General features: G+C 69.5%; 21 protein-coding genes. 9 read left to right on the forward strand and 12 right to left on the reverse strand.

Annotated elements, in window-relative coordinates; all coding sequences use genetic code 11:
* Positions 1-520 precede the first annotated feature (520 nt).
* The gene (locus tag WCD58_RS15270; RefSeq protein ID WP_337703913.1) at positions 521-1,108 is read right to left on the reverse strand and encodes a hypothetical protein; all 588 of its coding nucleotides are present in this window, start codon (positions 1,106-1,108) and stop codon (positions 521-523) included.
* Positions 1,109-1,484: 376 nt separating this feature from the next.
* Positions 1,485-2,144, reverse strand: a complete 660-nt coding sequence (locus WCD58_RS15275) for a TetR/AcrR family transcriptional regulator (protein WP_337703914.1) — start codon at positions 2,142-2,144, stop codon at positions 1,485-1,487.
* A 98-nt stretch (positions 2,145-2,242) separates the two neighbouring features.
* Between WCD58_RS15275 and WCD58_RS15280 the strand changes: the two genes are divergently transcribed.
* Both WCD58_RS15280 and WCD58_RS15285 read left to right on the forward strand, forming a co-directional pair.
* Positions 2,243-2,821 carry a hypothetical protein gene (locus WCD58_RS15280; protein WP_337703915.1) on the forward strand — a complete coding sequence of 193 codons (579 nt, stop codon included), beginning with the start codon at positions 2,243-2,245 and terminating at the stop codon, positions 2,819-2,821.
* Positions 2,822-2,930: 109 nt separating this feature from the next.
* The gene (locus tag WCD58_RS15285) at positions 2,931-3,218 is read left to right on the forward strand and encodes a hypothetical protein (protein ID WP_337703916.1); all 288 of its coding nucleotides are present in this window, start codon (positions 2,931-2,933) and stop codon (positions 3,216-3,218) included.
* Between the two features lie 126 nt (positions 3,219-3,344).
* On the opposite strand, the gene WCD58_RS15290 is transcribed toward WCD58_RS15285, so the two are convergent.
* Positions 3,345-3,734 (reverse strand): histone-like nucleoid-structuring protein Lsr2, encoded by a 390-nt coding sequence (locus WCD58_RS15290; RefSeq protein ID WP_337703917.1) that lies wholly within the window; start codon positions 3,732-3,734, stop codon positions 3,345-3,347.
* A gap of 832 nt (positions 3,735-4,566) precedes the next feature.
* Here WCD58_RS15290 and WCD58_RS15295 point away from each other — a divergent pair.
* Positions 4,567-5,235 carry a hypothetical protein gene (locus tag WCD58_RS15295; protein ID WP_337703918.1) on the forward strand — a complete coding sequence of 223 codons (669 nt, stop codon included), beginning with the start codon at positions 4,567-4,569 and terminating at the stop codon, positions 5,233-5,235.
* Between the two features lie 731 nt (positions 5,236-5,966).
* Here WCD58_RS15295 and WCD58_RS15300 read toward each other — a convergent pair.
* The 3 genes from WCD58_RS15300 to WCD58_RS15310 all read right to left on the reverse strand — a co-directional run bounded on the left by WCD58_RS15300 (position 5,967) and on the right by WCD58_RS15310 (position 9,213).
* A complete protein-coding gene (locus WCD58_RS15300; protein ID WP_337703919.1) occupies positions 5,967-7,007 on the reverse strand; it encodes an RNA polymerase sigma factor in 1,041 nt (346 codons plus the stop codon).
* A gap of 584 nt (positions 7,008-7,591) precedes the next feature.
* Positions 7,592-8,170, reverse strand: coding sequence for a sortase domain-containing protein (locus WCD58_RS15305; protein ID WP_337703920.1), 579 nt, complete (start codon positions 8,168-8,170; stop codon positions 7,592-7,594).
* 86 nt (positions 8,171-8,256) lie between these two features.
* On the reverse strand, positions 8,257-9,213 hold the full coding sequence (locus tag WCD58_RS15310; protein WP_337703921.1) for a hypothetical protein: 957 nt from the start codon (positions 9,211-9,213) through the stop codon (positions 8,257-8,259).
* Positions 9,214-9,745: 532 nt separating this feature from the next.
* Between WCD58_RS15310 and WCD58_RS15315 the strand changes: the two genes are divergently transcribed.
* Entirely contained in the window at positions 9,746-11,434 is a 1,689-nt protein-coding gene (locus tag WCD58_RS15315; RefSeq protein WP_337703922.1) for a sigma-70 family RNA polymerase sigma factor, read from the forward strand.
* 15 nt (positions 11,435-11,449) lie between these two features.
* On the opposite strand, the gene WCD58_RS15320 is transcribed toward WCD58_RS15315, so the two are convergent.
* Positions 11,450-12,419 (reverse strand): IS5 family transposase gene (locus WCD58_RS15320; protein ID WP_373696233.1). Its coding sequence is split into 2 segments (ribosomal slippage): positions 11,450-12,059 and positions 12,058-12,419, totalling 972 coding nucleotides; the frame shifts between segments, so codons are not numbered across the junction.
* 284 nt (positions 12,420-12,703) lie between these two features.
* Between WCD58_RS15320 and WCD58_RS15325 the strand changes: the two genes are divergently transcribed.
* Entirely contained in the window at positions 12,704-13,063 is a 360-nt protein-coding gene (locus WCD58_RS15325) for a hypothetical protein (RefSeq protein WP_337703923.1), read from the forward strand.
* A 707-nt stretch (positions 13,064-13,770) separates the two neighbouring features.
* Here the strand turns inward: WCD58_RS15325 and WCD58_RS15330 are convergent.
* The 3 genes from WCD58_RS15330 to WCD58_RS15340 all read right to left on the reverse strand — a co-directional run bounded on the left by WCD58_RS15330 (position 13,771) and on the right by WCD58_RS15340 (position 15,865).
* A complete protein-coding gene (locus WCD58_RS15330) occupies positions 13,771-14,031 on the reverse strand; it encodes a hypothetical protein (RefSeq protein WP_337703924.1) in 261 nt (86 codons plus the stop codon).
* Positions 14,032-14,120: 89 nt separating this feature from the next.
* Entirely contained in the window at positions 14,121-14,876 is a 756-nt protein-coding gene (locus tag WCD58_RS33665; RefSeq protein WP_373696230.1) for a transposase, read from the reverse strand.
* Positions 14,877-15,406: 530 nt separating this feature from the next.
* Positions 15,407-15,865 carry a hypothetical protein gene (locus tag WCD58_RS15340; protein WP_337703926.1) on the reverse strand — a complete coding sequence of 153 codons (459 nt, stop codon included), beginning with the start codon at positions 15,863-15,865 and terminating at the stop codon, positions 15,407-15,409.
* A 28-nt stretch (positions 15,866-15,893) separates the two neighbouring features.
* On the opposite strand from WCD58_RS15340, the gene WCD58_RS15345 reads away from it, so the two are divergent.
* Positions 15,894-16,382, forward strand: coding sequence for a hypothetical protein (locus tag WCD58_RS15345; protein ID WP_337703927.1), 489 nt, complete (start codon positions 15,894-15,896; stop codon positions 16,380-16,382).
* A 227-nt stretch (positions 16,383-16,609) separates the two neighbouring features.
* Here the strand turns inward: WCD58_RS15345 and WCD58_RS15350 are convergent, their stop codons facing one another.
* Positions 16,610-17,233: a hypothetical protein gene (locus WCD58_RS15350; protein WP_337703928.1), complete on the reverse strand. Its 624-nt coding sequence runs from the start codon at positions 17,231-17,233 to the stop codon at positions 16,610-16,612.
* Between the two features lie 662 nt (positions 17,234-17,895).
* Between WCD58_RS15350 and WCD58_RS15355 the strand changes: the two genes are divergently transcribed.
* Together WCD58_RS15355 and WCD58_RS15360 are read left to right on the forward strand one after the other, a co-directional pair.
* Positions 17,896-18,177, forward strand: coding sequence for a MerR family DNA-binding transcriptional regulator (locus WCD58_RS15355; RefSeq protein WP_337703929.1), 282 nt, complete (start codon positions 17,896-17,898; stop codon positions 18,175-18,177).
* Positions 18,174-18,743 carry a hypothetical protein gene (locus WCD58_RS15360; RefSeq protein WP_337703930.1) on the forward strand — a complete coding sequence of 190 codons (570 nt, stop codon included), beginning with the start codon at positions 18,174-18,176 and terminating at the stop codon, positions 18,741-18,743. Before WCD58_RS15355 ends, WCD58_RS15360 begins: the two co-directional genes overlap by 4 nt.
* Before the next feature lie 470 nt (positions 18,744-19,213).
* On the opposite strand, the gene WCD58_RS15365 is transcribed toward WCD58_RS15360, so the two are convergent.
* Positions 19,214-19,522, reverse strand: coding sequence for a hypothetical protein (locus WCD58_RS15365; RefSeq protein ID WP_337703931.1), 309 nt, complete (start codon positions 19,520-19,522; stop codon positions 19,214-19,216).
* A 500-nt stretch (positions 19,523-20,022) separates the two neighbouring features.
* On the opposite strand from WCD58_RS15365, the gene WCD58_RS15370 reads away from it, so the two are divergent.
* Entirely contained in the window at positions 20,023-20,484 is a 462-nt protein-coding gene (locus WCD58_RS15370) for a sigma factor (RefSeq protein ID WP_337703932.1), read from the forward strand.
* The last annotated feature ends 442 nt before the right edge of the window (positions 20,485-20,926 follow it).

The raw sequence follows: 20,926 nt of genomic DNA on the forward strand, positions 1-20,926 counted from the left end.
CCTGACGCTGAGATCACGCTATCCGGCTGGCTTCAGGCCGCGGCCGGTGGCGGACCGGATCCGTCCAGTGAAGCGCACCGGGTTCAGTGGAGGCTGTGGGGTGTCCCCGGTTCGGCGGAGTCGGTGGTTCGCCCCGGGGTCACCGAGGCCGGGGTTCGGCGAGGCCGGGGTTCAGCGAGGCCGGGGTTCGGCGAGGCCGGGGTTCGCTCCGCGATCGCAGCTGGCGCAGTCGGCCGCCGGCAGCGCCGGCATCGCCCCGACATACCGCAGCATGGACAGGCACCCGGCGCAGTACTGGCGAACCAGAGCGTCGTCGCTGGAGGCGAGCAGCCGATGACGGCGGGCCGCGCAGCTCGGGCCCTCCAGCTCAATCAGGGCTTCGCCCGCCTCGACCTACCCCGACGCGTTCAACCGCGGAAGCGCCGCCACCACGCGCTCGGTCACCGGGATGCCACCGCGCCCGAGGCTCACCAGCGGCCCACGGACGTCCCGAGGAGGGCCTGCGGTCTCATCGACGAGCTCAGAACGAGCCGCCAAAGCCCCCGCCCGAGGTATGCCCGCCCCCGGAATCGCCTCCGGTGAGCCCGGGCACGTGGTCGCTGCCGTAATTGCTGCTCGGTCCGTATCCGTGAGCGGCCGGGGACCCCGCGCGTCCACCGACGCCCGGGGCCCGCTCGGCGGGCGCTGATCGCACCGACCGCATCAAGGCCTCGTGCGCCCTGGTCTGTTCGCGGGCGATCTCCGCATCGGTCTTCGGCTGCGCAAGCCTGGCCTTAATCGTCTCGGACACCGGCCGGTAGGTGGCGGTCGCTCGGCGCGCAATCCTTCGGTAACAGCGGGAGGCGCGACCATAGGCACCGGGGAGGATCGGGGGGCGCCGCTGCATGCTGTCCAACAGCGTGTGCGCCTCGGTGAGGATCGCGCTGTAGCGGCGCCCGGCCTCGGCCCACGCGTCCGCTTCTTCCCGCGAGACCTCGACCTCTCGCCCAGCAGTGGTATACGGGAACTGGGCTACGGAGTAGTAGAAGAAGTCGTGTCCGCCGGAGAGTCTCGTATGCCTCAAACGGATCCAGGCGAAGACGTTTCCGGTCCTGAGCCCTCCGCTCATGAGGCCACCACCTCCCCGTCGAGCATGGACGACGAGCCCGCGTGTGACCAGCGTCCGCTCGGCGGTCGTGCGGGGCAGCTCTTGCGGCCGCAGCCGCCACCCGACCGCGTTCTCGCGGCGCAGCCCCCCCGGGCGACCCTACGGAGCCAGCTGACACCCACACCGGCACTCCTGAAGCGCCGCTCAACTCGTCGTCGAGAGGAGCGTCAGGGAACAACCGGCTACTCAAAGAGGTCGGCTCGACCTGCGAGCAGTTCGTCGGGCAGCCGGCGGTGTTCCAACAGACGTGCGCCTCCGCCGCGGGGAAAGCACGGCCACAGACACTCGACCAGCTCGACCAGCTCGTCCGGCAGCCGACGGCGGCCGAAGACGTCGGTCAGTCGCCGAGGCGGGGACCCACCGGCGCGGTGTCGAGAGCGAACAGTTCGCGCAGGACCGCTGCGGTCATCCAGTCGGCGACGGCGCGGGGGGTCCAGCCCAGGTCGCGGGTGAGCTGGCTGTAGAGCTGCGGGCCGGTCAGCACGAGCAGGATGTCGCGGGCAGTGGTGGAGGGCAGGCCGGCTCGTAGCGGGTGTTTGGCGGCGAGGGCGCCTACGAGGTGCTCGTTGCCGTCGCGGCGTAGCCGTTCGTTGTGGTCGTAGGCCTCGCGGGCGGTGGGATCGCCGAGCACGGCCCACACCAGCGGCGCGGCCCGCTCGAGGAGTTCGGTGGTGCCCTCCACCAGCGCGCGGACGGCGGTGACGACGTCGTCGGCCTGCTCCACGGCGCGCCACCAGTCGGTCTGGTGCGGGTGCAGGTTGTCGGGCCCGAGGACGACGTGTTCGTAGGTCGCCTGGAGCAGGTCGCCTTTGGTGCGGAAGGTGAAGTACACGGTCTGCACGGCGACCCCGGCGTCGCGGGCCACTGACTCGACGGTGGTGTCGGTGTACCCGCGCTCGGTGAAGGCGGCCAGCGCGCTGGCCAGGATGCGCCGGCGAGTGGCCTGAGCCTTCTCCTTCCGGCTGGGGCGGTCGGTCCCCTTCTTGACAGCACCCACTCCGAGCACTCTACTAAAGCACTTACTAGTGGTAGCACTAGCGCAAGTTCTAACGGATATTCGGTCGCGGCGAGGGTCCCATCGGCGAGGGGGAAGCGATGACACTTCAGGTCACCCGAAGCATCGCCGGTGGCGGCGTCGTCGTGACCGTGCTGGGCGTGGCCTACGGCATCGCGGCCATCGCGGGCTGGTCGCCGAGCTGGAGCAGCGTCGCGCAAGCCGTCCTGCACCTCGGGGAGCTCGCCGTCGTCGTTGCGCTCGTCGGCGTCGGTGCGATCGGGACTCGGCGCGCCGGCCATGTGGGACTCGGGATCGCAGTCCTCGGGCAGGCGCTGCTCGTCGCGGCTGAACTGGTCTACCCGTCGAGTCCGGATGTGGGCAACACGCTGTTCGGGCTCGGCCCATTGTTGTCGGGACTGGGGATGATCCTGGCCGGTGTCGCCGTCGCGCGGGCTCAGGTGTGGCACGGGTGGCGGCGCCTGCTCCCGCTGCTGATCGGGATCTGGATCCTCGTCCCCACCACCCCGATCCTGATCTTCACGGGCGGGCCGCCCGCCCCGGCGTCGCTCATCGCGATCGTCGTCTGGGACGTCCTGTGGGCCGTGTGCGGGTTGCTCGCCCTCCAGTCGACAGCACCCACCCCCGCCACGGCCGGCGTCACCGCGCGGACCACGTAGCGGCGACCCACGCAACTCCAGGCACCGACCGAGCTCGAGACCGGCCGCGCTACCTCGCACCCTGCTGCCCGGCCGGAGGTACTCGGCAGGTAGAAGAGGAGACAGACAGATGATCTGCCGCATCTATGACATCCCCGGCGCGACTCTCGACCAATACGACCAGGTCGATCAGACGGTCGGCTCGGCAAAGCCCCACGGTGTCCACCTCCACATCGCCGGGCAGGCCGACGGCGGCCTACGCGTGATCGAGGTGCGGGACTCCACCGACGCAATCGGCCACTACCTGCAATCCGGGCTGGGCGAGGCGTTGGAGCAGGCCAACCTTCCCGAGCCCCACATCACGGACTTCGAGGTCCACAAGCTCGACTGGGTCGACGACGCCCGCGGGCACCCCTGACGCTCCTGGGGGTTATCGACTCGGGCTGCGAGTCGACGACCCGTGCCCGCTTGGCCGGTCCACGGGCCGTCTCGAACGGATGGCGCTGGGAAGCGAGCTTGTCTGTGCGGCGGCGAGCAGGTCGATTCAACGGGCGCGGTGATAGGCCTCGGTGACCTCGCGGGAAATGCGGCCTCGATCGCTAATGGTCATGCCTTGCGTGCGGGCCCACTCCCGGATCGCCTGGTTCTGCTCGCGATCAACCGAGGTTCCACTACTCGCGCTGCCGCCGGGCCCGCCGCGACTCCCCGAGCTAGACCGCGACGCAGTAGCTGCGCCGGTCGAGCTGCCGCGCCCGCGTCCCCCGGTGCGTCGCGCGTGCTCGACGAAGTCGCTGAGCGCGTCGCGCAGCCCGGCCGCGTGCGTCGCGGTGAGGTCGATCTCGTAGCTCACCCCATCCAGACCGAACTCAACGGTCTCGTCGGCCTCGCTCTGGTCGAGGTCATCGAGCAGGGTCACGGTAGTGCGCTGCGCCATGGGTCGCCTTCCGGTACGGCGGGCAGAGTGTTCCTCGGGAACGCCCCCACAGCGCAGCATCAGTACGCGGATCCCGACCACGACGATTATAGGGCACCGATCGTCGAAGTGCCTGATAACCATCGATGAACGCGCCGGACCGTAACCTCGGTAAGGAGGAGTTGTGCCGGACTAGGTGAGATGCACTCAAACCAAGAGAAGCCACAAGAGCCGCAGGTTGTTGGCCGCGACGAAGCAGGATCGCTTACACGGGCTTGCATCCCGGCAACGCCCGCGTCGTAGCTGTAGATGTTGGCTTTTGAAGGCTGCCGGTGATCTGCCGGTGGGTCCGATTCGGCGAGCGCGATCGCGGCATTCTGCTCACACCGGGCTCAAACCTCTTGTCGACGCTCAGACCCGCCCACGCTGTTGGCGCAGCACTCCAAGCCCTCACGAGCGAGGCGAAGGGATAAACACCGACACCCGACCTCCACGTCCAGCCTTTCGGCGTGGTCGTCCGTCGAACTCAACACAACGGGTGGCGCCCGGTGGCTCCCCCGGGCCGCGGGAGCGGAGCCGGTCGGGAGTTCGGCTGCCCATCGTCGGCCTCGAGCCGAACCATGAGGTCGTCCCGGTCCCGCCCGGTTTGACGCAGCCGCAAGCCCGCCGAAACCAGACCCTTCCGACACACCGTCGATCGCCCGCCGCCATGCGGCATGTACCGAGTTCGCTGGGTCCGTCAACGTCACTCGGCGGTCGCCGCGTCTTTCCAGCCTCCGCCAGACGGACAGGGTGATGTCCTCGATCTCCACCCCACAAGATGGTCCTTCTCAAGCCAACTCCACTAGCTAGGATGACCAGGAAGAGGGGGGATGTCTTGAACTCAGGTGCAGCCAACGCGGTCTTCGCGCTGATCGGCGTAGCGATAACGGCCACCATAAGCCTCGTAGCCTTATTCATCAAAGCACGAATCGACTCCCGGGCGGCCGAGACTCAGCACCGCCACAACATGGAAGCCAAAGAGATCGAGCATGAATACTCGCTGAAACGCATCGACAAAGAGCTTGAAGACAAGAGGCGTACCGCCGCATTCGAGAAGCAGACATCCGCACTGGCAAAGTTTCTGAGCGGCACTATTAGCATACATCGTCAGATCAGCGGCGCGCGAAGGGAGAGACGGCAGGACCGAGATGACGACAAGTACGTGATGACACTCCGCAGCATAGCCCCTACAGAAACGCAGGTAGCTTTCGAAGAGGTGAGATTGTCAGCCTCAGATCCGGTAGTTTCCCTGGCATCCGAGTTGTGGAAGCATCTTCGGGGAAAGTCCGTCCCTAGGGGTGAGCACCTAGGCCAGTACCAGTGGATCGCCTGGGACCGCGAGTACTGGCTGACGAGGAAGGCGCTGATCGCTGAGTTCCAGCGCGAATCGGACCAGTTTTACGGCTTCGACCGCTCTCGCACACCAGGCAAGTCTGCCGAGCTGCTAGCGGAGGAAGCCAGCCCCGACGACGAGTCGTAGCGTCGCGCTGGCTCCCACGCCACCACGCTAGGCATCCTCAGGGCCGCTCCGAGAGCGGAGGCTAACGTAGAAGCCGGTTATCGGATGTCTCCGGTCTCCCGACAGGTCTATAGGGCTGCCGCACTACCAAGCGGTTTCCTCGTTTGAGGTGCGCTGGCGAGATCGGTGCCGTTGTTCCACAAGGTCAGGCGGATCGACGCTTCGGGCGACGATGAGCGCAGTAGGTCGGGTTACTCGTAGACCCGCGGTCGCCCGCTAACAGTAGGTCACGGCCAGTCCCGAGACACGACTGCGATGTGGGGCGACTGCAAGTGACCACGAGTCAGCCACATGAGGTTCCCCGGTAGCCCGACGAAGCTAGACAGCCTCGGGCGGACGCCAACCTCAATCGACTCCTCAGGGCTCGGACCGAGCCGGTCCGCTGCCACCGCTCCCTACGGCGTATCGGACGGCGTGGTCGTCGCGGAGGTGCACTCGCGGCATCCCGGGTCGCTCGAGCGTGTCTCAGGTGGAGCAACGCGGGTCGGCTCTACCGGCGCCGGCGCCGCGGGTGTGCGTCGGAAGGGCCCGAGCGGCGCTGTTGGGATTGGTACAGCGGGCTGGCCGGGCCGGGCGCCCGGTCGAGCTCTCCCGGACGGTGCCCCAGGCGCGCCGGGGACCAGACGCGACGTCGGTACCGGCCCTGCAGATGTGCTCGGCGTCGGGGACGAGGTGGCGGTGGGCGTCGCGCCTTAGCTCGGGGGTATCGCACTCGTCGGGGGCACGAGCGCACCCGGTCCGTTGGAGGTCAGCGTGGTGCCCTCACCCGTCAGCATCGCGAGCGCAACGGCCGGGACCGCGATGACAGCCGCGACGATCGATGCCAGTGCCGAGGCACTGGTGTGCGTGCCGCCGCTGAAACCCGCAGGCCACCACGACGTCCCGGTCGCGGTGGTCCCGCTGGTGCCGTGCAGCATCGGTGCCGCTTGACGGGCGACGCTGTCACCGAGCCAGCCGGGCGCCGGGACCGCGACGGGCGCCGAGGCCAGCAGCGCCGCCGGCGACAGGAGCCGGCGACGAGCCTCACCGCACCTCGAGCACCGCTCAACGTGGCGGTTGACGCGCTTGCGCAGCAGGACGGTCATGGTCCCGTCCCAGTTCCCGAGCAGGTCGCCGAGCTCGGCACACGCCTCCCGTTCGTGGCGTGCGACCAGCAGTGCGCCGAGGCAGCGCTCGACCGTTGTGCGCAGCCGCGAGACCAGGGTGTTGGCGTTGGTGGCACTGACCCCGAGCGCGTCGACGAGCTCGGGGCCGTCTAAGCCGTGGCGATAGTGCAGCTCGAGCAACGTGCGGTCGCGGTCGCTGAGTCCTCCCGCCGCGCGGGCCACCAGGTCGGCGAGCTCACGGCGCGCGGCCAGGGTGTCGGGACTGTGCTCGGGACTCGGGCGGTCGGGCAACTCGTCGGCCACCTCCTCGCGCCGGCGCCCGCGCAGCCGCGCGAGGGCTTCGTGGCGGGCGATGGCGTAGAGCCAGGGCCGGAGCTTGTCGTGCTCGCGGAGTTGCCCGAGCCGGGTGGCGGCGGTGCAGAAAACGTCCTGGACGCAGTCGGCCGCGGCGTCGGGGTCGCGCAGCATCCCGAGGCAGAAGTCGTACAACGCGCCGCCGTAGCGGCGGTAGATCGCCGCAAACGCGGTCGGGCTGGTCGGTGCGGCAGCGGCGAGAGCTGCGTCGCTGACTCTTAATGGCCCGGTCGCGTGCTCCCCGCCCCGCCGTGGCCGGGGCAGGCGAGCCACTGCCGGATGGATCAGACGTGGCCCGGTGTCAGATTTCGGCGAGTCCTGTGCGGCGACTGGTCCAGTGCAAGCGTCGAGCGCCGCCCAGTGATCCGGCCTCGCCCAGTTCTCTGGCGTAGCCCAAGCTCCGGGATCGTCACGACGCTGCTCCGCACTGTGCCGCCCGCCTGCATGCGCGTCATCGACGGTCACGCCGGGATCGCCGGGCCTCGAGCATCGAACGTCATCGCGTACCCCCTCCACTCCCGCGGCACGAGCTATGCCACGGCACAACTCGCTAGCCGCCTCCCCCGGACTGGCGTTGATCACCGCATCGGTCCGTTCGAGCCAGGTGTTCACGTGGCCGCCAAGTGGCGGCTGGACAACGCCGGACGGCGGCGCGCGGAGCAGGCCATCCGCACAAGCCCGCACAAGTCGCGGTGGAGCGGTCGTCCTGCCCGCGGGTCCGTCACCGATCCCGAGACGCCCGCACGAGGCAAGGCCAAACAATCGTCCGGTGTCCGGCCAGAGTCTCGCCATCGACGTCGAGGTGCCCGGCGGCCGGCGAGCGCCGTCAGCCCCGTAGGACAGGGCACGCACCACGTTCATGTTCGGTAGGCCTCGAGAGCGGTGCCGTACACGACGACGTTGCCCTCGAAGCTGTCGGCGTCGGTGTCGAACGTCCCCCCGCAGGTGATGAGCCGCAGCTCGGGGGCGGTGGTGGGGCCGTACACCGCGAGGGTCGGGAACGCGTCCTTGTCGACCAGCTCGACCCGGTCGACGCGGTAGACCACCGTCACCGCGTCGGCCCGCTCGACGAGGACCTGGTCGCCGGCCTCGAGCTCGGCGAGATGGGCGAAGCCGCCCTCGGCGCCGCGGTAGGCCACATGCGAGGCGTAGACCGCCGGTCCCCGCCCACCCGCCGGCGCCCCGCCCGAGTAGTGGCCCACCGTCGCCGCGTCCCGCGGGACCTCGAGGCGACGATCCGCATCCTGCCCGAGCTCGACGAGCCCACGGGTGTCCAACCCGATCGACGGGACGCGCAACGCCGTCGTCCGCACCGGCTCGAGGGGCATCGGGACTGCGGCCCGCCCCGCGGGCAGGCCGACCGATGCCGGTCCGGTGCGATCGCTGCTCACGCCGGCGTGGAGCGCGACCGCGAAGGCCACCACGGCGACGAGCACGAGGACGACCGGGACGCCGATGCCCGGCCGTCTCGTCGCTCGTCTCCCCGGTGAGGTCGCAGCCGGCCGAGCAGCCCGACGGCTGGTCACAGGGCGCTGCGACGACGGTGCCAGGCGACGCCGCCGGCGCCCAGCGCGGCGAGACCGAGCGCGCCGGCCGCGATCGGCACGACCGGCGCGGTCGCGCCGGAGCCGTCGCCGGCGGCCACTCCGCCCTCCGGGTAGGCGGCGTCGGCCACGTCCTCGGTCGACGGCGCGCCCTGCTCGACACCCGAGTCGACGACCTCCGCCCGCTCGACGTCAGCACCGCCCGAGCCGCAGCGCACGGCGGTGCCGTCGCTGTAGACCACCCAGCGCCCCCCGTTCCACAGGTACACCGACAGCGGGTGGACGTTCGTCTGCTGGTGCACCGTGACCGGCTGGATCACCGGCGCGCCCTGCGAGCCGCCGTCCGTCCCGCCATCCGTGCCGCCATCGGTCCCGCCATCGGTCCCGCCATCGGTCCCGCCGTCCGTGCCGCCGTCCGTCCCGCCATCGGTCCCGCCGTCCGTGCCGCCGTCCGTCCCGCCGTCCGTCCCGCCGTCCGTCCCGCCGTCCGTCCCGCCGTCCGTCCCGCCGTCCGTGCAGTCGACGCCCTCGGCGCGCTCGCGGGCGTCGGCCCGCTCACGGACGGCCTCCTGCAGCGCTCGCCCGGCTGCCTGCTGGGCGGCGAACAGCTTGGTGTTGCGCTCCACCGCTCGCTGCGCGGTGACGCGGGCGTCCTCGATGTCGGCCGCGGTGGCGGTGTCGTCGGCCTGCAGCCGCTCGTAGGTGGCGCGGGTGGTGGCCACGACGGTCTTCTGACGGTGGTACGCGGCCAGGGCCTCGTCGAGGGCGTCCTGGCGCTCATCGACCAGGGCGTTCGCCTCGCCCACTGCGACACACACCGGCACCGGTGGGGTCGCGACGGCGACACCGGCGCCGAGGGGCAACAGCAGACCGGCGGTCAGCGCTCCACCGAGCAGGACACGGAAGCCGGTCGACGTGGCACAACGCTGGAACATGGGGGCTCCTCGCAGCTCGTCCGCGGCCGGGCTCGGCGGCGGTCACGCGGGTAGGAGCGGCGGGCCCCGGTGACTCGCACACTTTTCTCGACGACTTTCTCGCGGGCGTCCGGCCGGCCGGTGACCGCGGCTCGCCGGGATGTCGTGGTGCCGTCGGGCGCGACCGGCCGACCGTTCGTCGGTGATCGGAAACGTCTGCTCGCGCACCGGCGATGGGTCGATCAACGCCCGACCAGGGGGGAGCGGGCGGCTCGGCGCACCGGGGGTGCGCTGTCGCCGCCCGCGTCAGGGAGGGAGTGACGTTGGCGGAAGCGTGTCAGCCCGGCCACTGCTCGGTGGCCACGACGTGACGGTCGAGAGCCCCCGCGCGAGCGGGCACGAGACCGGGCCACCGATCCCTGCCCCTCGGGGGAACGCGTCGCGTGGCCCCCTCGCCGGCGGCGCGCCGTTCCCGCTGTCCGGGCCGCTCCCGTCCCTGGGCGCGCGGCTCCCCCGTCCGCGGCGCGAGCACCACGATCTCGCGACCGGCCCGATGCGGGTCAGCGACGCCTCGTTGGCTGCGGCGGCACCGACCAACCCGACCGCGTTCGCGGCCATCTACCGCCGCTACGGCGACGCGCTGTACGACTTCTGCCTGGGCATGTTGCGTGATCCCGACGTGGCGGCGGACTGCGTGCAAGACGTCTTCTGCACCGCCGCCACCCGGCTCGGCCAGCTGCGCGAGCACGACAAGCTCCGGCCGTGGCTCTACGCCATCGCCCGCCACGAGGCCCTCGCGCGGCTGCGCGGACGCCGCCGCGAACAGGTGGCCGACGAGCTGCCCGACCGCCCGAGCCCCGAGCACGGCCCCGAAGCGCAAGCGGCCGTCGGCGAGCTCGCCGCCCTGGTCGCCGCCGCTGCGGGCGGTCTGTCCGATCGCGACAGGACCGTGCTCGAACTGCACTACCGCCACGGGCTGGACGGCCGAGAGCTCGCCGACGCGCTCGGGGTCAGCGCCACCAACGCGAACACCCTCGTCTCCCGACTGCGCACCACGGTCGAACGTTGCCTCGGCGCGCTCCTCGTCGCACGCCACCAACGCAACGCCTGCCCCGAGCTCGACGCGCTCCTCGACGGCTGGGACGGCGCCATGACCGTCCTGCTGCGCAAGCGCATCAACCGCCACATCGAGAGCTGCCCCGACTGCGCCGACGCGCGCCGACGCCTGGTCTCACCCCAAGCGCTGCTCGGCGCCGCACCCGTCATGGTCCCCGCCCCCCACTGGCTCGAGGACGCGGTCACGCGCGACGCCGGCCAGCTGTTGTCGGCCAGCTCGGTCGAGACGGCCGCAGGTGCAGCGACCGGCGCTTCCGGCGCCGGCGGCTCGGCGGCACAAGCCGGATGGTGGCCGAGCGCCATCGGCGGCGGGATGTCGAGTGCCGCCACGGCAACACTCCCACTTATCGTCGCAGCAGTCGTGGCCCTGATCGCCGTCCCTGCCGTCTTCCTGGCCGTCGCGGCGGGCGGCAGCGGCACGGAGGCACAACGGCCGGCGGCTCTCGAAGCGCCCGGAGCGCCGATTGCCGGAGTGGCAGCCCCGGCCTTGCCTGCCCCGGGTTCGTCCGCGGCCGTCACCCCTGATGGTCCCCGTCCAGCAGCGGGTGAGCCGGAGATCGCCGACCCGGCGCCCGATGGGACGACCGTCGACGCTCCCGTCGTGCCCGAAGACGCTGTGACACCGGTCCGCCTTCCCGAGCAGCAACGTCCCGGCCCGACCGACGGGGGCGTCCTCGCCGACGCCGCGGCGCCGGGCCAGGACGGCGATCCCGACAACGAGCCGTCGGGTGGCGTCACGGCCGACCCGTCCGACGACGAGATCCCCGCCGACGACCCCGACGACAACCCCGCCGTCGGTGAAGCTCATCCGATCTTCGGCCTGAAGAACGTGCCCGACAGCGGCCGCGTCAGCTTCGCCTACACGACCGACTACCCGGGCGCGACCTGCCCCGCCTGCGACGTCCAGTACAACGTCCGCCATGACGAACAGGTCCAGGTCACCTGCTACGTCCAGAACGGAATGACACCAGTCGGCCCCGACGACAACCGGCTCTACTACTCCGTCGACAACATCTCGCGACCCGAAGTCGGGGAAGGCCAGAAGAACGGCGGCTACCTCAACGCACACTTCGTCGACGACGGCATGCCCGCGAACCAGCCGGCACCCGGCGTCCCCCACTGCTAGGCCGTGTCTGATGGATCAAGGTAGCCAGGCCAGGAGTGCTCGGTAGGTGAGCGCGCCGCGGTAGTTGATGGCGTGCTTGTCGTAGCGGGTGGCCAGCCCGCGCCAGGCTTTGAGCTGGTTGAAGCCGCGTTCGACGCTGTTGCGGCGCTTGTAGCGCGCCGCGTTGAAGCCGACCGGTCGCCCGCCGCGCGAGCCGCGGCGGGCGCGGTTGGCCTGCTGGTCCCGCGGCTCGGGGATGGTGTGCGCGATGCCGCGGCGGCGCAGCAGCTCGCGGTTGGCCCGCGAGCTGTAGCCCTTGTCGCCCAGCACGTAGTCCGGGCGGGTCCGCGGCCGGCCCGGACCCGCCGGGGCGACCCGTAGCCCGGCCATGAGCTGCGGGAACGTCGGGCAGTCGTTGACGTTGCCGGCGGTCAGCAGCAGCACCAGCGGGCGAGCCTGGCCGTCGGTGAGCATGTGCAGCTTGGTGGTCAGCCCGCCCCGCGAGCGGCCGATGGCGTGGTCGCCGGGCTCGACCCACCAGGGATCACGGCAAGATCCCTGACCGGCCCCCTGTGTCGGACCCGGAGTCGCCGCCGGCATGCCCCACGGACTGCTCGGCATGCTCGACGGTGGCGGCGTTGCCGCTGGTGCGTCGCGCAGTGGCGCCGTGCTGGTGCACCCGCATCAGGCTGGAGTCCGCGGCGACCAGCCAGTCCAGCTCGCCCGCGGCGTCGGCGGCGGTGTGCGCCGCAGCGAGAAGCCGGTCGTAGGTGCCATCGCCTGACCAGCGCACATGGCGGTCGTAGACGCTCTGCCACGGCCCGAACCGCTCGGGCAGCGCCCGCCACGGCGCCCCGGTGCGGTACTTCCAGGCGATCGCCTCGAGCACCTCACGGTGATCACGCCACCGCCCACCGCGGCGCGGTGTGCGGTCGGGCAGCAACGGCTCCAGTCGTGCCCACGCCGCATCCGAGATCACCGACCGGTCACCCGTCACGACCAGCATCTTGGCCCACACCGCGATCAAGATCCGTCAGACACGCCCTAGGCCGACCGAGGCGCCGCCGCCCGCGGAGGACGCGCTCCAGCACCGTCGCCGGGCCCTCTGTCCGCCCCTCGGAGCGTCCTGCCGAGTCGAGCCCGTTGAGCCGTGCCACCGGAGCGAGAGGCGTCGTCGCGAGCACGCCGAAAGTCGTGCGCAGAAAAGTGTGCGACACCGACCTCCTCGCTGCTCCTACCCGTGACACCGCGCCCGTTCGGGGCGCGGGCAACCTCGAGCAGGGAGTTCCGGTGCGGAAGACTTTGCGTGCACTGCAGGACAAGGCGCTGCGCGGCGCTGCCGGCGCCGCGGTCGTGGCGGCGGTCATCGTCGCCGGAGGTGTCGCGGGCGCAGGCGTCGCGGACGCCGGCCCCTATCGGCAGGGGTGCAGCGCCTGGGTGCACACCACCAGCCCCTGGACCGGCGGCGGCACAGCGGTCTGCACCGGGGGCCCGCGAAGTGTCGCCTGGCGGGTCACCGTGCTCTGCAAGCACAAGTACAACTGGCACGGCGGCCGCTTCATCGACGGCCCGTGGACGACCACCAGCCACTCCTTCGCCGGCTGCGGGTGGAACGAGGTCCCCCTCCACGCCCGCTACTCGACCAGATAGCGAGAAGTCGACCGGGACGCGGGTCAGAGGCCGCGCGGCGGGCCCGCGCGGTCTCGGTGGTCAGCGGCGCGGACGATCCCGACGTCCAACAGTGGGCGAAGTCGCCACGCGAGTTCGTCGAGCAGCAGGCGCGCTACGGGGCACTGACCGACACCGCTCGTTACTTGCCGGTCACCAGTGGTGGGCCCCGTGGGACTCGAACCCACAACCAACGGATTAAAAGGCCACCGCAGCTTAGCGGCCACAGCCTCTACCAGCAACAACAGTGTCGGCCTAGGTCTCCCCGGCCGCACCACGACCCACCGATTGCCTCGGTTTCGCACCACGACCCGCACCACGATCCTCAAGACAATCGGCACGGGAGCCCCAACGCGAAATGCCTGCAGACGAGGACCACCGCAGCGAGGACGCTGGCCGAACCAGTCACCGGCGGCTTCATCGGAACGCGACGAACTGATCAACCTCCTGGAACAAGAACGTCGCATAGGCAGCTTGACCGCGGTCGAGGACACCGCCGATCTGGTCATGACACGTCGGTCCTAGCCGCCCTATCTGAACCGCCTCGGCGTGTCCGGAGAGCTTGGGGTGTCCCGGGGTCCGCGGAGTCGGGGTCGCTGAAAGCTTCAGGCCACGACGATCTTGTTCTTGTTCTCGAACTCTATCGGTGACGCCAGCCACGAGCGCTGTGCCGGCGGCCGCCGGTTGTGTCAGATCTCGAGGTACCCGAAGATCGCATTGGCGAGCTCGATGCGGGTATCTTCCACCGCCGCCGGTCGAGCAGCTCGACCTGCATGCGGGACCAGAACGACTCGATGACCGCGTTTATCGAAGCAGTCCGCGATGCTGCCCATCGAGGGCAACAGCCCCATAGCCTTGGCCCGGTCGGTGAACGCCCAGGATCCGAACTGGCTGCCGCGATCGGAGTGGATCACCGCTCCCGCCGGCGGTGTCCGGGAGTCGATTGCCATCCTGAGCGCTCGTGACCAGCGCAAGTCGGGGAGGCGTCGATCGATCAGCCCACGACTCGTCGCGAGTACACGTCGAGAACCACCGCTCACTACACCTTGCCCTCGCGGGTCGGGTGCTCGGTGATGTCGGTGCCCCACAGCTGGTTCGGCTCGGAGCGGGCGAAGTCGCGGTCGACCAGGTCTTTGGCGATCGGGTCCGGGCGCGGGCGCTCCCACCGTGGCCGGCCTACCATCCCCCGGATGCCGGCGTGGGACATGAGCATCTCGACCGCGTTGTGCCCGACGGTGATCCCGCGGCCGAGGGTAAGTTCGGCGTGCACCCGGAGGCCACCGTAGGTGCCGTTCGAGGCCTGGTGACCTCCCGGCACTGGTCGGTCAGCCAGGCGTGGCGGATCGAGCGGGCTGAGGGTGCGCGGGTCAGGGCCTCGTAGTAGTTGGACTCGGTCACTCCCAGCACCCGGGTGGCCATCTGCACTGGCAGACCTTCGCTGGCCATCACCGCGATCGCTTCGTACCGCCTGTTGGGGGGCACCACCTTCCCGAGTAGCTCCGAGGCCCGGCGGTGGATGGCCAGTTCGGTCTCCAGCTCGGCGATCCGCCCCTTTCGCCGCGGTCAGCTCGGCCTTCTCGGCGCTGATCAGACCTGGCTGCAGTCCCTTGTCGATGCGGTCCCGGCGCCGCCACGTGTGGATCGACTCAGCGCTGATCCCGAGGTCGCGCGCGACGTCGGCGACCGGCCGTCCGGCCTCGACCAAGTCCAGGAACTTGCGCCGGAGCTCCAACGGATAACCACGCCTGCCCGCGAACCCTCCTCCGGGGTCACGCGACCAGAATCGCAGCTCCAACTCCGCCGAACCCGGGGCGAACCGGTCTTCTTGCGCTGATCGCGCGGAACGGGTGGATAGACCTAGTCGAACTTGTGGGGCGGGTGAATCCTAGTCGGAGCACGACACGCGACTTGAACGAGGCCGGGAGGGGCAGGGCGATGACGAACCTGTGGCAGCGCGCCCGGCGCGCATGGGAACGGCTCGGGGCCCGACCGGGTCCAAGCCCCTCATCCGATTCGGCCACGGCGAAGCCGGACCGGTATGTGGACCCCGTCGACGACGGTGCCCGGACGCGCCGCTCCGTGCCGGAGCAGACGCGCCCGGAGCTCGTTAGGCCGTCGATGGCCGAGCAGACCGAACTGCTAACCCCCGAGTTCGCCGCCGCCATGGTGCGGCACCGGCGTTGGAATGGTGCTCGGGCGCTCGCGTTGTTGAGGGAGCGCGCTGGTGGCGTCTGGGCTGTCGACGAGCGTGCTCGGGGCCTTGGAGTCGTTGCACCCGTGCTCGACGCCATCGACGTCGACGCCGCACATGCGCTGCTCGCCGAGCTACACGACGCGTTCGTGCCCGAGATTGGCCAGGCCACCGCCGGCTACGCCGTACTGCTCGTGCGGCACGATCGCCTCGACGAGGCTATGGCGGCCGCCTGGTGGCTCCCGAAAAGTAACAAGCGTCGTGATCAGGTCGCCGTGGCGACCCTCACGGCGATCGCGCCCCTCGTGCCCTCCGCCATGGCCTCGGAGGCACTGACGGCGGCCATTGATGCCCTTGGCCGGATTCCCTTCGGGAAGGCTTCGGAGCTCGCGACCGACCTGACGCGTGTGGTGCCGCGCGTCCAAGCGAACGAGCTGCTCGCGGTCGGTCCGCACCGCCAGGCCGGGAGTCGCATTGTGACTGCCCTCGACGGAACCGGGAACCGCATGGCCCCGCCCGCGGTCATTGCTGCCGCCGCTCCTTGGTTCGCCGATGACGAGCGGGTGGAGCTGACCCGGCGGATCCTCGAGCACGACCCCCATGGGAGGCGGATCGACCGCCATGATCTGCGACGCCGCGGCCCGGACCTGCCCCCCGACGATCGCCTACGAGGTGCTGGAGTACGTGCGCGCCGGCACGCAGGGCGAGAACCGCGTCCGATCCCTCGCGGTACTCCTTCCGCGTCTCACGGGGCCTCACCGCTCCTCGGTGACGGTGGAGCTGCGCGACCTCGGCGATGTGATGCTCGAGCTCGGGATCGAGGACCTCGAGTATCCCGGGCACCTTGGCCTAGCTCTGGCTGACGCGGGGCTGATCGATCACGTGCTCGACCTACTTGGCCGCCTCGCCCCGGAGAAGCTCCAGTGGTACGGACGGTGGCCCTGCGCCCTCAGTTCCGCGATGACCGCGCATCAGGCCGAGCGGACGTGGGCCCTGGCCGACCGCCTGGCCGCCCCCTCGTCGCGCGCCCGGATACGGCGCTGGGGGTTGGCGCGCCTCGCCGAGCTCGACGTGGAGCGGGCCCTGAAGCTTCTCCCCGATCCTCTGTAGACGACCTTGAGATATCCATGTTCGCGGAGTGACTGGCGCATCAACGTGTCTACCGAGCTCGCTCGTCGTGCAGTTCCGAAGCACGAGTAGGCGAAGCTCGGATTGCGTGCTCTGCGCCGACCCATTACCTGGCGACCGTTATCAAACCGAATCGCGGATCGAGCCGGCGGGCCCGCGTGCAGAAATGGACGATCGTCGACGCTGTCGAAGCCGAGGAGCTGGCTGGTTCAGGAGCCCGTGCCGAAGGCGGAGCACATGACAGAAGCCGAGCCGAACTGGCCGCCCTGGGAGGCGGCGGACTTGGTGTCGAGCACTCGTCCCGACTGGTCGGTGATCGTGCAGGTCAAGTCTCCGGGAGTCCCGGGGTAGGTGTAGGCGCTGAGCGTGACGCTGTGGAACGAGTCGCTGCCCGCGGTCATGGTCTTCGTCCACGGCACCCGTGTCGACTGGCCGGCGCTCCCGGAGGACCCGTCGACACTCCAGGTCACGCTGGTGCTTCGGGCCGAGCCTGAGATCGAGAGCGTGTAGGTCGGCGGGGCTGCCGGAGCCTCCGAGGACTCGCTGCCGCCCACGGCCTGAGCGGGCGTGGCTGGGCCTGCTGATCCGTTCGAGCCGATGGTGTTCAGACTGTTCACGAAGGACTGGGTGAACGCGAATGCGGAGATGAGGCCCAAGATCGAGAGAGCCACACCCACAGCGGACATGATCACGCGGACCCGGCGACGGAGCCCGATGATCAGAGCCACGAGGCCCAGCCCGATGCCGACCAACCCCACGAGAATCCCGGCCTGATTAAGGATCGGCAGCGGCGACAAGCCAAGCGTGATGATGCCGAGGATCAAGGTCGCCATCGCGAGCCCATTCTTGGGCTGCGACGGCGGTTGCGGCGCGGTCCACTGCAAGGGCGGCTGCGGAGCCCACGGAACCTGCTGCTGGGGGCTCCACTGGCCCTGCTGCGGAGGGGTCCACTGCCCGAACGCGGGGGCCTGGCCACCCCCGCTGGGGTAACCGGCAGACGGCATGCCGGTAGGACCCGGCTGCCCTGCAGGCGGCCGCGGAACGCCCGCCGGGTAAGGCTGCTGCTCGTGCGGCTGACGAGTGTCGGTCACGTAGCCCCCGTTGATGATCCAGTGTGGACACCGAGGGGTCGTCCATAGTGGACCTTCTGTTACCGCTCTCGTCCGATCGGACCAGTGCCTTGGCGGAGGGCTGTCTCGATCCCACCCCCCAGGCCACGACAGTGCTTCGTCGCTGGGGACCACCTGTGGGTGCCGGCAGCCGATGGGCTGCATCGATGGCCGACCCCGGTGCAGGCGATCTCGGCGATCCGGTCACGGAGTTCCGGTGGCTCCAAGATCTCGATCAGCGCCCCGAGCGAGAGCCGTCTGCGGCGTGCTCGAGGGCATGCCTGGTCCTCTCGAGGCGGGTCAGCGCGACACCGGATCATCAGCAACTGTCAGCACTCGCACTGAAGGATCATCTTGGCTACGTCTTCGTCAGTTGAGGTCGCAACGTGGAGCAGACGACCGCGAACGAGTGCGATCATCAGTCCGTGGCGGGAGGCAGCACAACCGGTCAGCTCGCGAACGAGCTGGAGGTTCATGTCCACACGGTGCAGCGATGGCATCGCGAGGGCCTAATCCGGCCGGCGTGGGTCACGCCTGGCGGTCATCCGCGGTGGGCCGTCGAGGACGTCCGGAGTCGGCTCGCCGAGGTGCCGCGTGACCGCGACTCCGGCCCGCCGTTCTCGCCCGAGCTCGCGGACGCGCCGAAGCACCCGTACGAGCCTTCGTGACGCGACCGCTCGTCGTCCTGGGCGCCTTCTACGTCGTTGCGGCGGCCGTCGCGGTAGCCCTACTCCTGTCCGTTGCGCCTGACACGTACCGGACCGACCTCGGGAACCTGCCGGCGTGGGTCGCGGCGATTGGAACGGTCGGGACGTTGACCGCGGCGGTCCTAGTGATCGATCGCGAGCGCCAGGACCGGCGACGGGCACAGGCGGAGAAGGTGGGGTGCTGGGTGAGCCTCAGTGAGCCCGCCGGGTTTGAGCTGAAGATCTCGAACACGTCGGACCTGCCCGTCCACGAGGCGGGCGTCGTGCTGAAGTCCGCGACGAGCGCCGGCGCCTACGGGTTCACGACGAGGACGATCCCGCCGCAGACCAACGAGCTCACCAACGAACCGACGAACGACGCGCTGAACGAACTGGCCTTTTGGCCCTGGGGTGCTACGCCCTTGTGGTGGCCGGCGGGGAGACCTGCCCTATCCCCCTCCCCGGAGGTCGCCTGGGGTGCGGGGGTGGCGAGCGCCCCGCGCTCCCATGAGGTTCCAACGACCCTTAGAGCCAGTGAAGGTCTCTAGATCCGTGGCTCCGGAACCTAGGTCCAGTCATCACAAACGACGTTTCCAGCAAATAGGCTTAGGTCGCAACTGCTGGGGGTGAAGATCGTGCCGCTGGTCGCACCGAGGTTGCCCATGACAGCTCGCTGGCCAGCACTCCACCCGTCGTCCTTAATTCCTAGCCGAACATTCGAGAATACTGCCGCATGAACAGTTGCCCCGTCATGACTTCTCCCCACGACCGTCGCCACATACTCATCGCCCGTCGACTCCACCTTCAGCCTTATCGAGTTTCCCACCATGTGCCAAGGGCAATAAACGACCACCGCGGCATGCCTGCCCTCAAAGTAGAGGATTCGGTGCACGTTCGATACTCATCGAGAAGAGTGCGTTAAGACGGGTCAAGTCCAACTAGCGTGTTCCCTCTGTGGTCGGGTCTAACCTAGGCCGCGCTGCGACCGGAAATTCTCGTGACTATCAGCGTGTCGCCCTTAGGTCGAATCATTTCCATCAGTGTTCGTAAATGCATCGCTATCAATGTCTTTGGAACCAATGTGCTCAGTAGCAAAGAACCACAGCGCGAAGATTCCTAGAACGCCCAGTAGCGCCCAGCCGATTGCTTGTGCCCCTCCAAGCTGAGCAATGACACTACCGATCAAGGCGAGCGCGGCGATCCACCAATACTTTCGGGCTGACGGCAAGTGAAGGCGAGTTCCAATCCAACGTAGAACCGCGAAGAACGCCAGTATGATGACGCCTGCGCAGAAGTAGGTGAGAACGCCAGCAGCGAAGCTTCCCATAGTCGTGACACCTCCAGCGATCGCTCGCTCACCGCAGGATGATCGCGGCGGTCTCGGCAGCCCTCGCTCATAGAGTTAGCGTCTGATCGATGCTGCTCGTCAAGCTCCATTCGAGTGACTTCGAGTTCCCACCCCTCAAGTTGACTCAAGAGTGACCAAGGCAGGACCGTCCGGCGTCGACTCTTGTTGCCGTAGTATTGACGGTCTTCGTTTCTTCTCGATCCACGAGCTAAGACGTTCGGGCCAAGTCGGCGCGTGAGCTGCGGGATGCGCCTTGTTGGGCTTCATTACATGCGGCGCCAGTTCCTCATCGCCACCGCGCTGCTCCTATGTGCTCCATCGGTGCTAATCGACGCACCCTCGACTCCGCTGCGAAGGATCGAGTGGAGCTGTGGGCCAACACTCCACCGCAGTGACCGCCGGCCTCGCCCGCTTAGCGCCTGTGGGCCCCCAGACCTCGAGCCCAGCGGTCCTCGCGGCGCGAGCTTGGGAGACCGCGCGTGGCTGAGCGCAGCCAGGAGTATGCCCATCTCGACCCGCTGCTGGCCCAGTACGCAGCTCTCCGCGTCGACGACGAACGCCGACAGGAACTACGCGGCAGGCTGGCCGTCGCCTTCCTTCCCGTAGCCGAGAACATCGCTCGGCGTTACACGGGGCGCGGGGAGCCCCTCGACGACCCCGAACAGGTCGCGACCATCGGACTCTTGCACGCGCTGGACCGGTACGAGCCCACTCAAGGCCGTGCGCGGCCTTCTTGCCCGCGGGCAGCAGCGGGCGCTGCTCAGTTCGCGAGGACTGTCCCGGTCTGCGGGTGCTCGGAGCCGAGCAGGCGTTCTGCACGGGCCGCAGCTTCGGTGGAGCTCTTCCGCGCGGTCGTGTTCTCCGTTCCGGCGCGCGAACAGTGCCTCGTTGGCGACCAAGAAGACAAGGTCACGCTCGCCACCGGCTGGGCGCTGCTGTAGTTCGGCGCGAGCTTGGGCGTAGACCTGCTCGGCCTCCCGCCGACGTTCGGTGTCGCCAAGCACTGCCGCGAGGAAGGCGAGGTCGTCTGTGCGCGCCGGGGCCTCCTCGGAGCGGGCGGCGAGCGCGCGGCGGATCTCGCACTCGCCGACAGCACACCCTTCACCGAGCGCGTTGCGACCTACCGGCAGCTCAACAGCCGCGTCGACCTGCGGACGACGTCACCTACCGCGGATTTGTCCGCCCCAGTACCGGCGACGTCTACCGAAGTGTTGTGCGTGATCAGCGTGGAAAGGTCGCAGATGGATTGCGCCGGCTTCGCGAGGGTGACGAACGTCTGCGCGGGCGCGCCGGCTCGCAGAGCTGGCGGACCAATCGGCGACCCCGCGAACCCAGCAACCTGACGCCGCCGTACCGGGAGCACACCAGCCTCCGGGCACTTTG

The organism is Actinomycetospora flava (genome assembly GCF_037400335.1).
Lineage (GTDB): Bacteria > Actinomycetota > Actinomycetes > Mycobacteriales > Pseudonocardiaceae > Actinomycetospora > Actinomycetospora flava.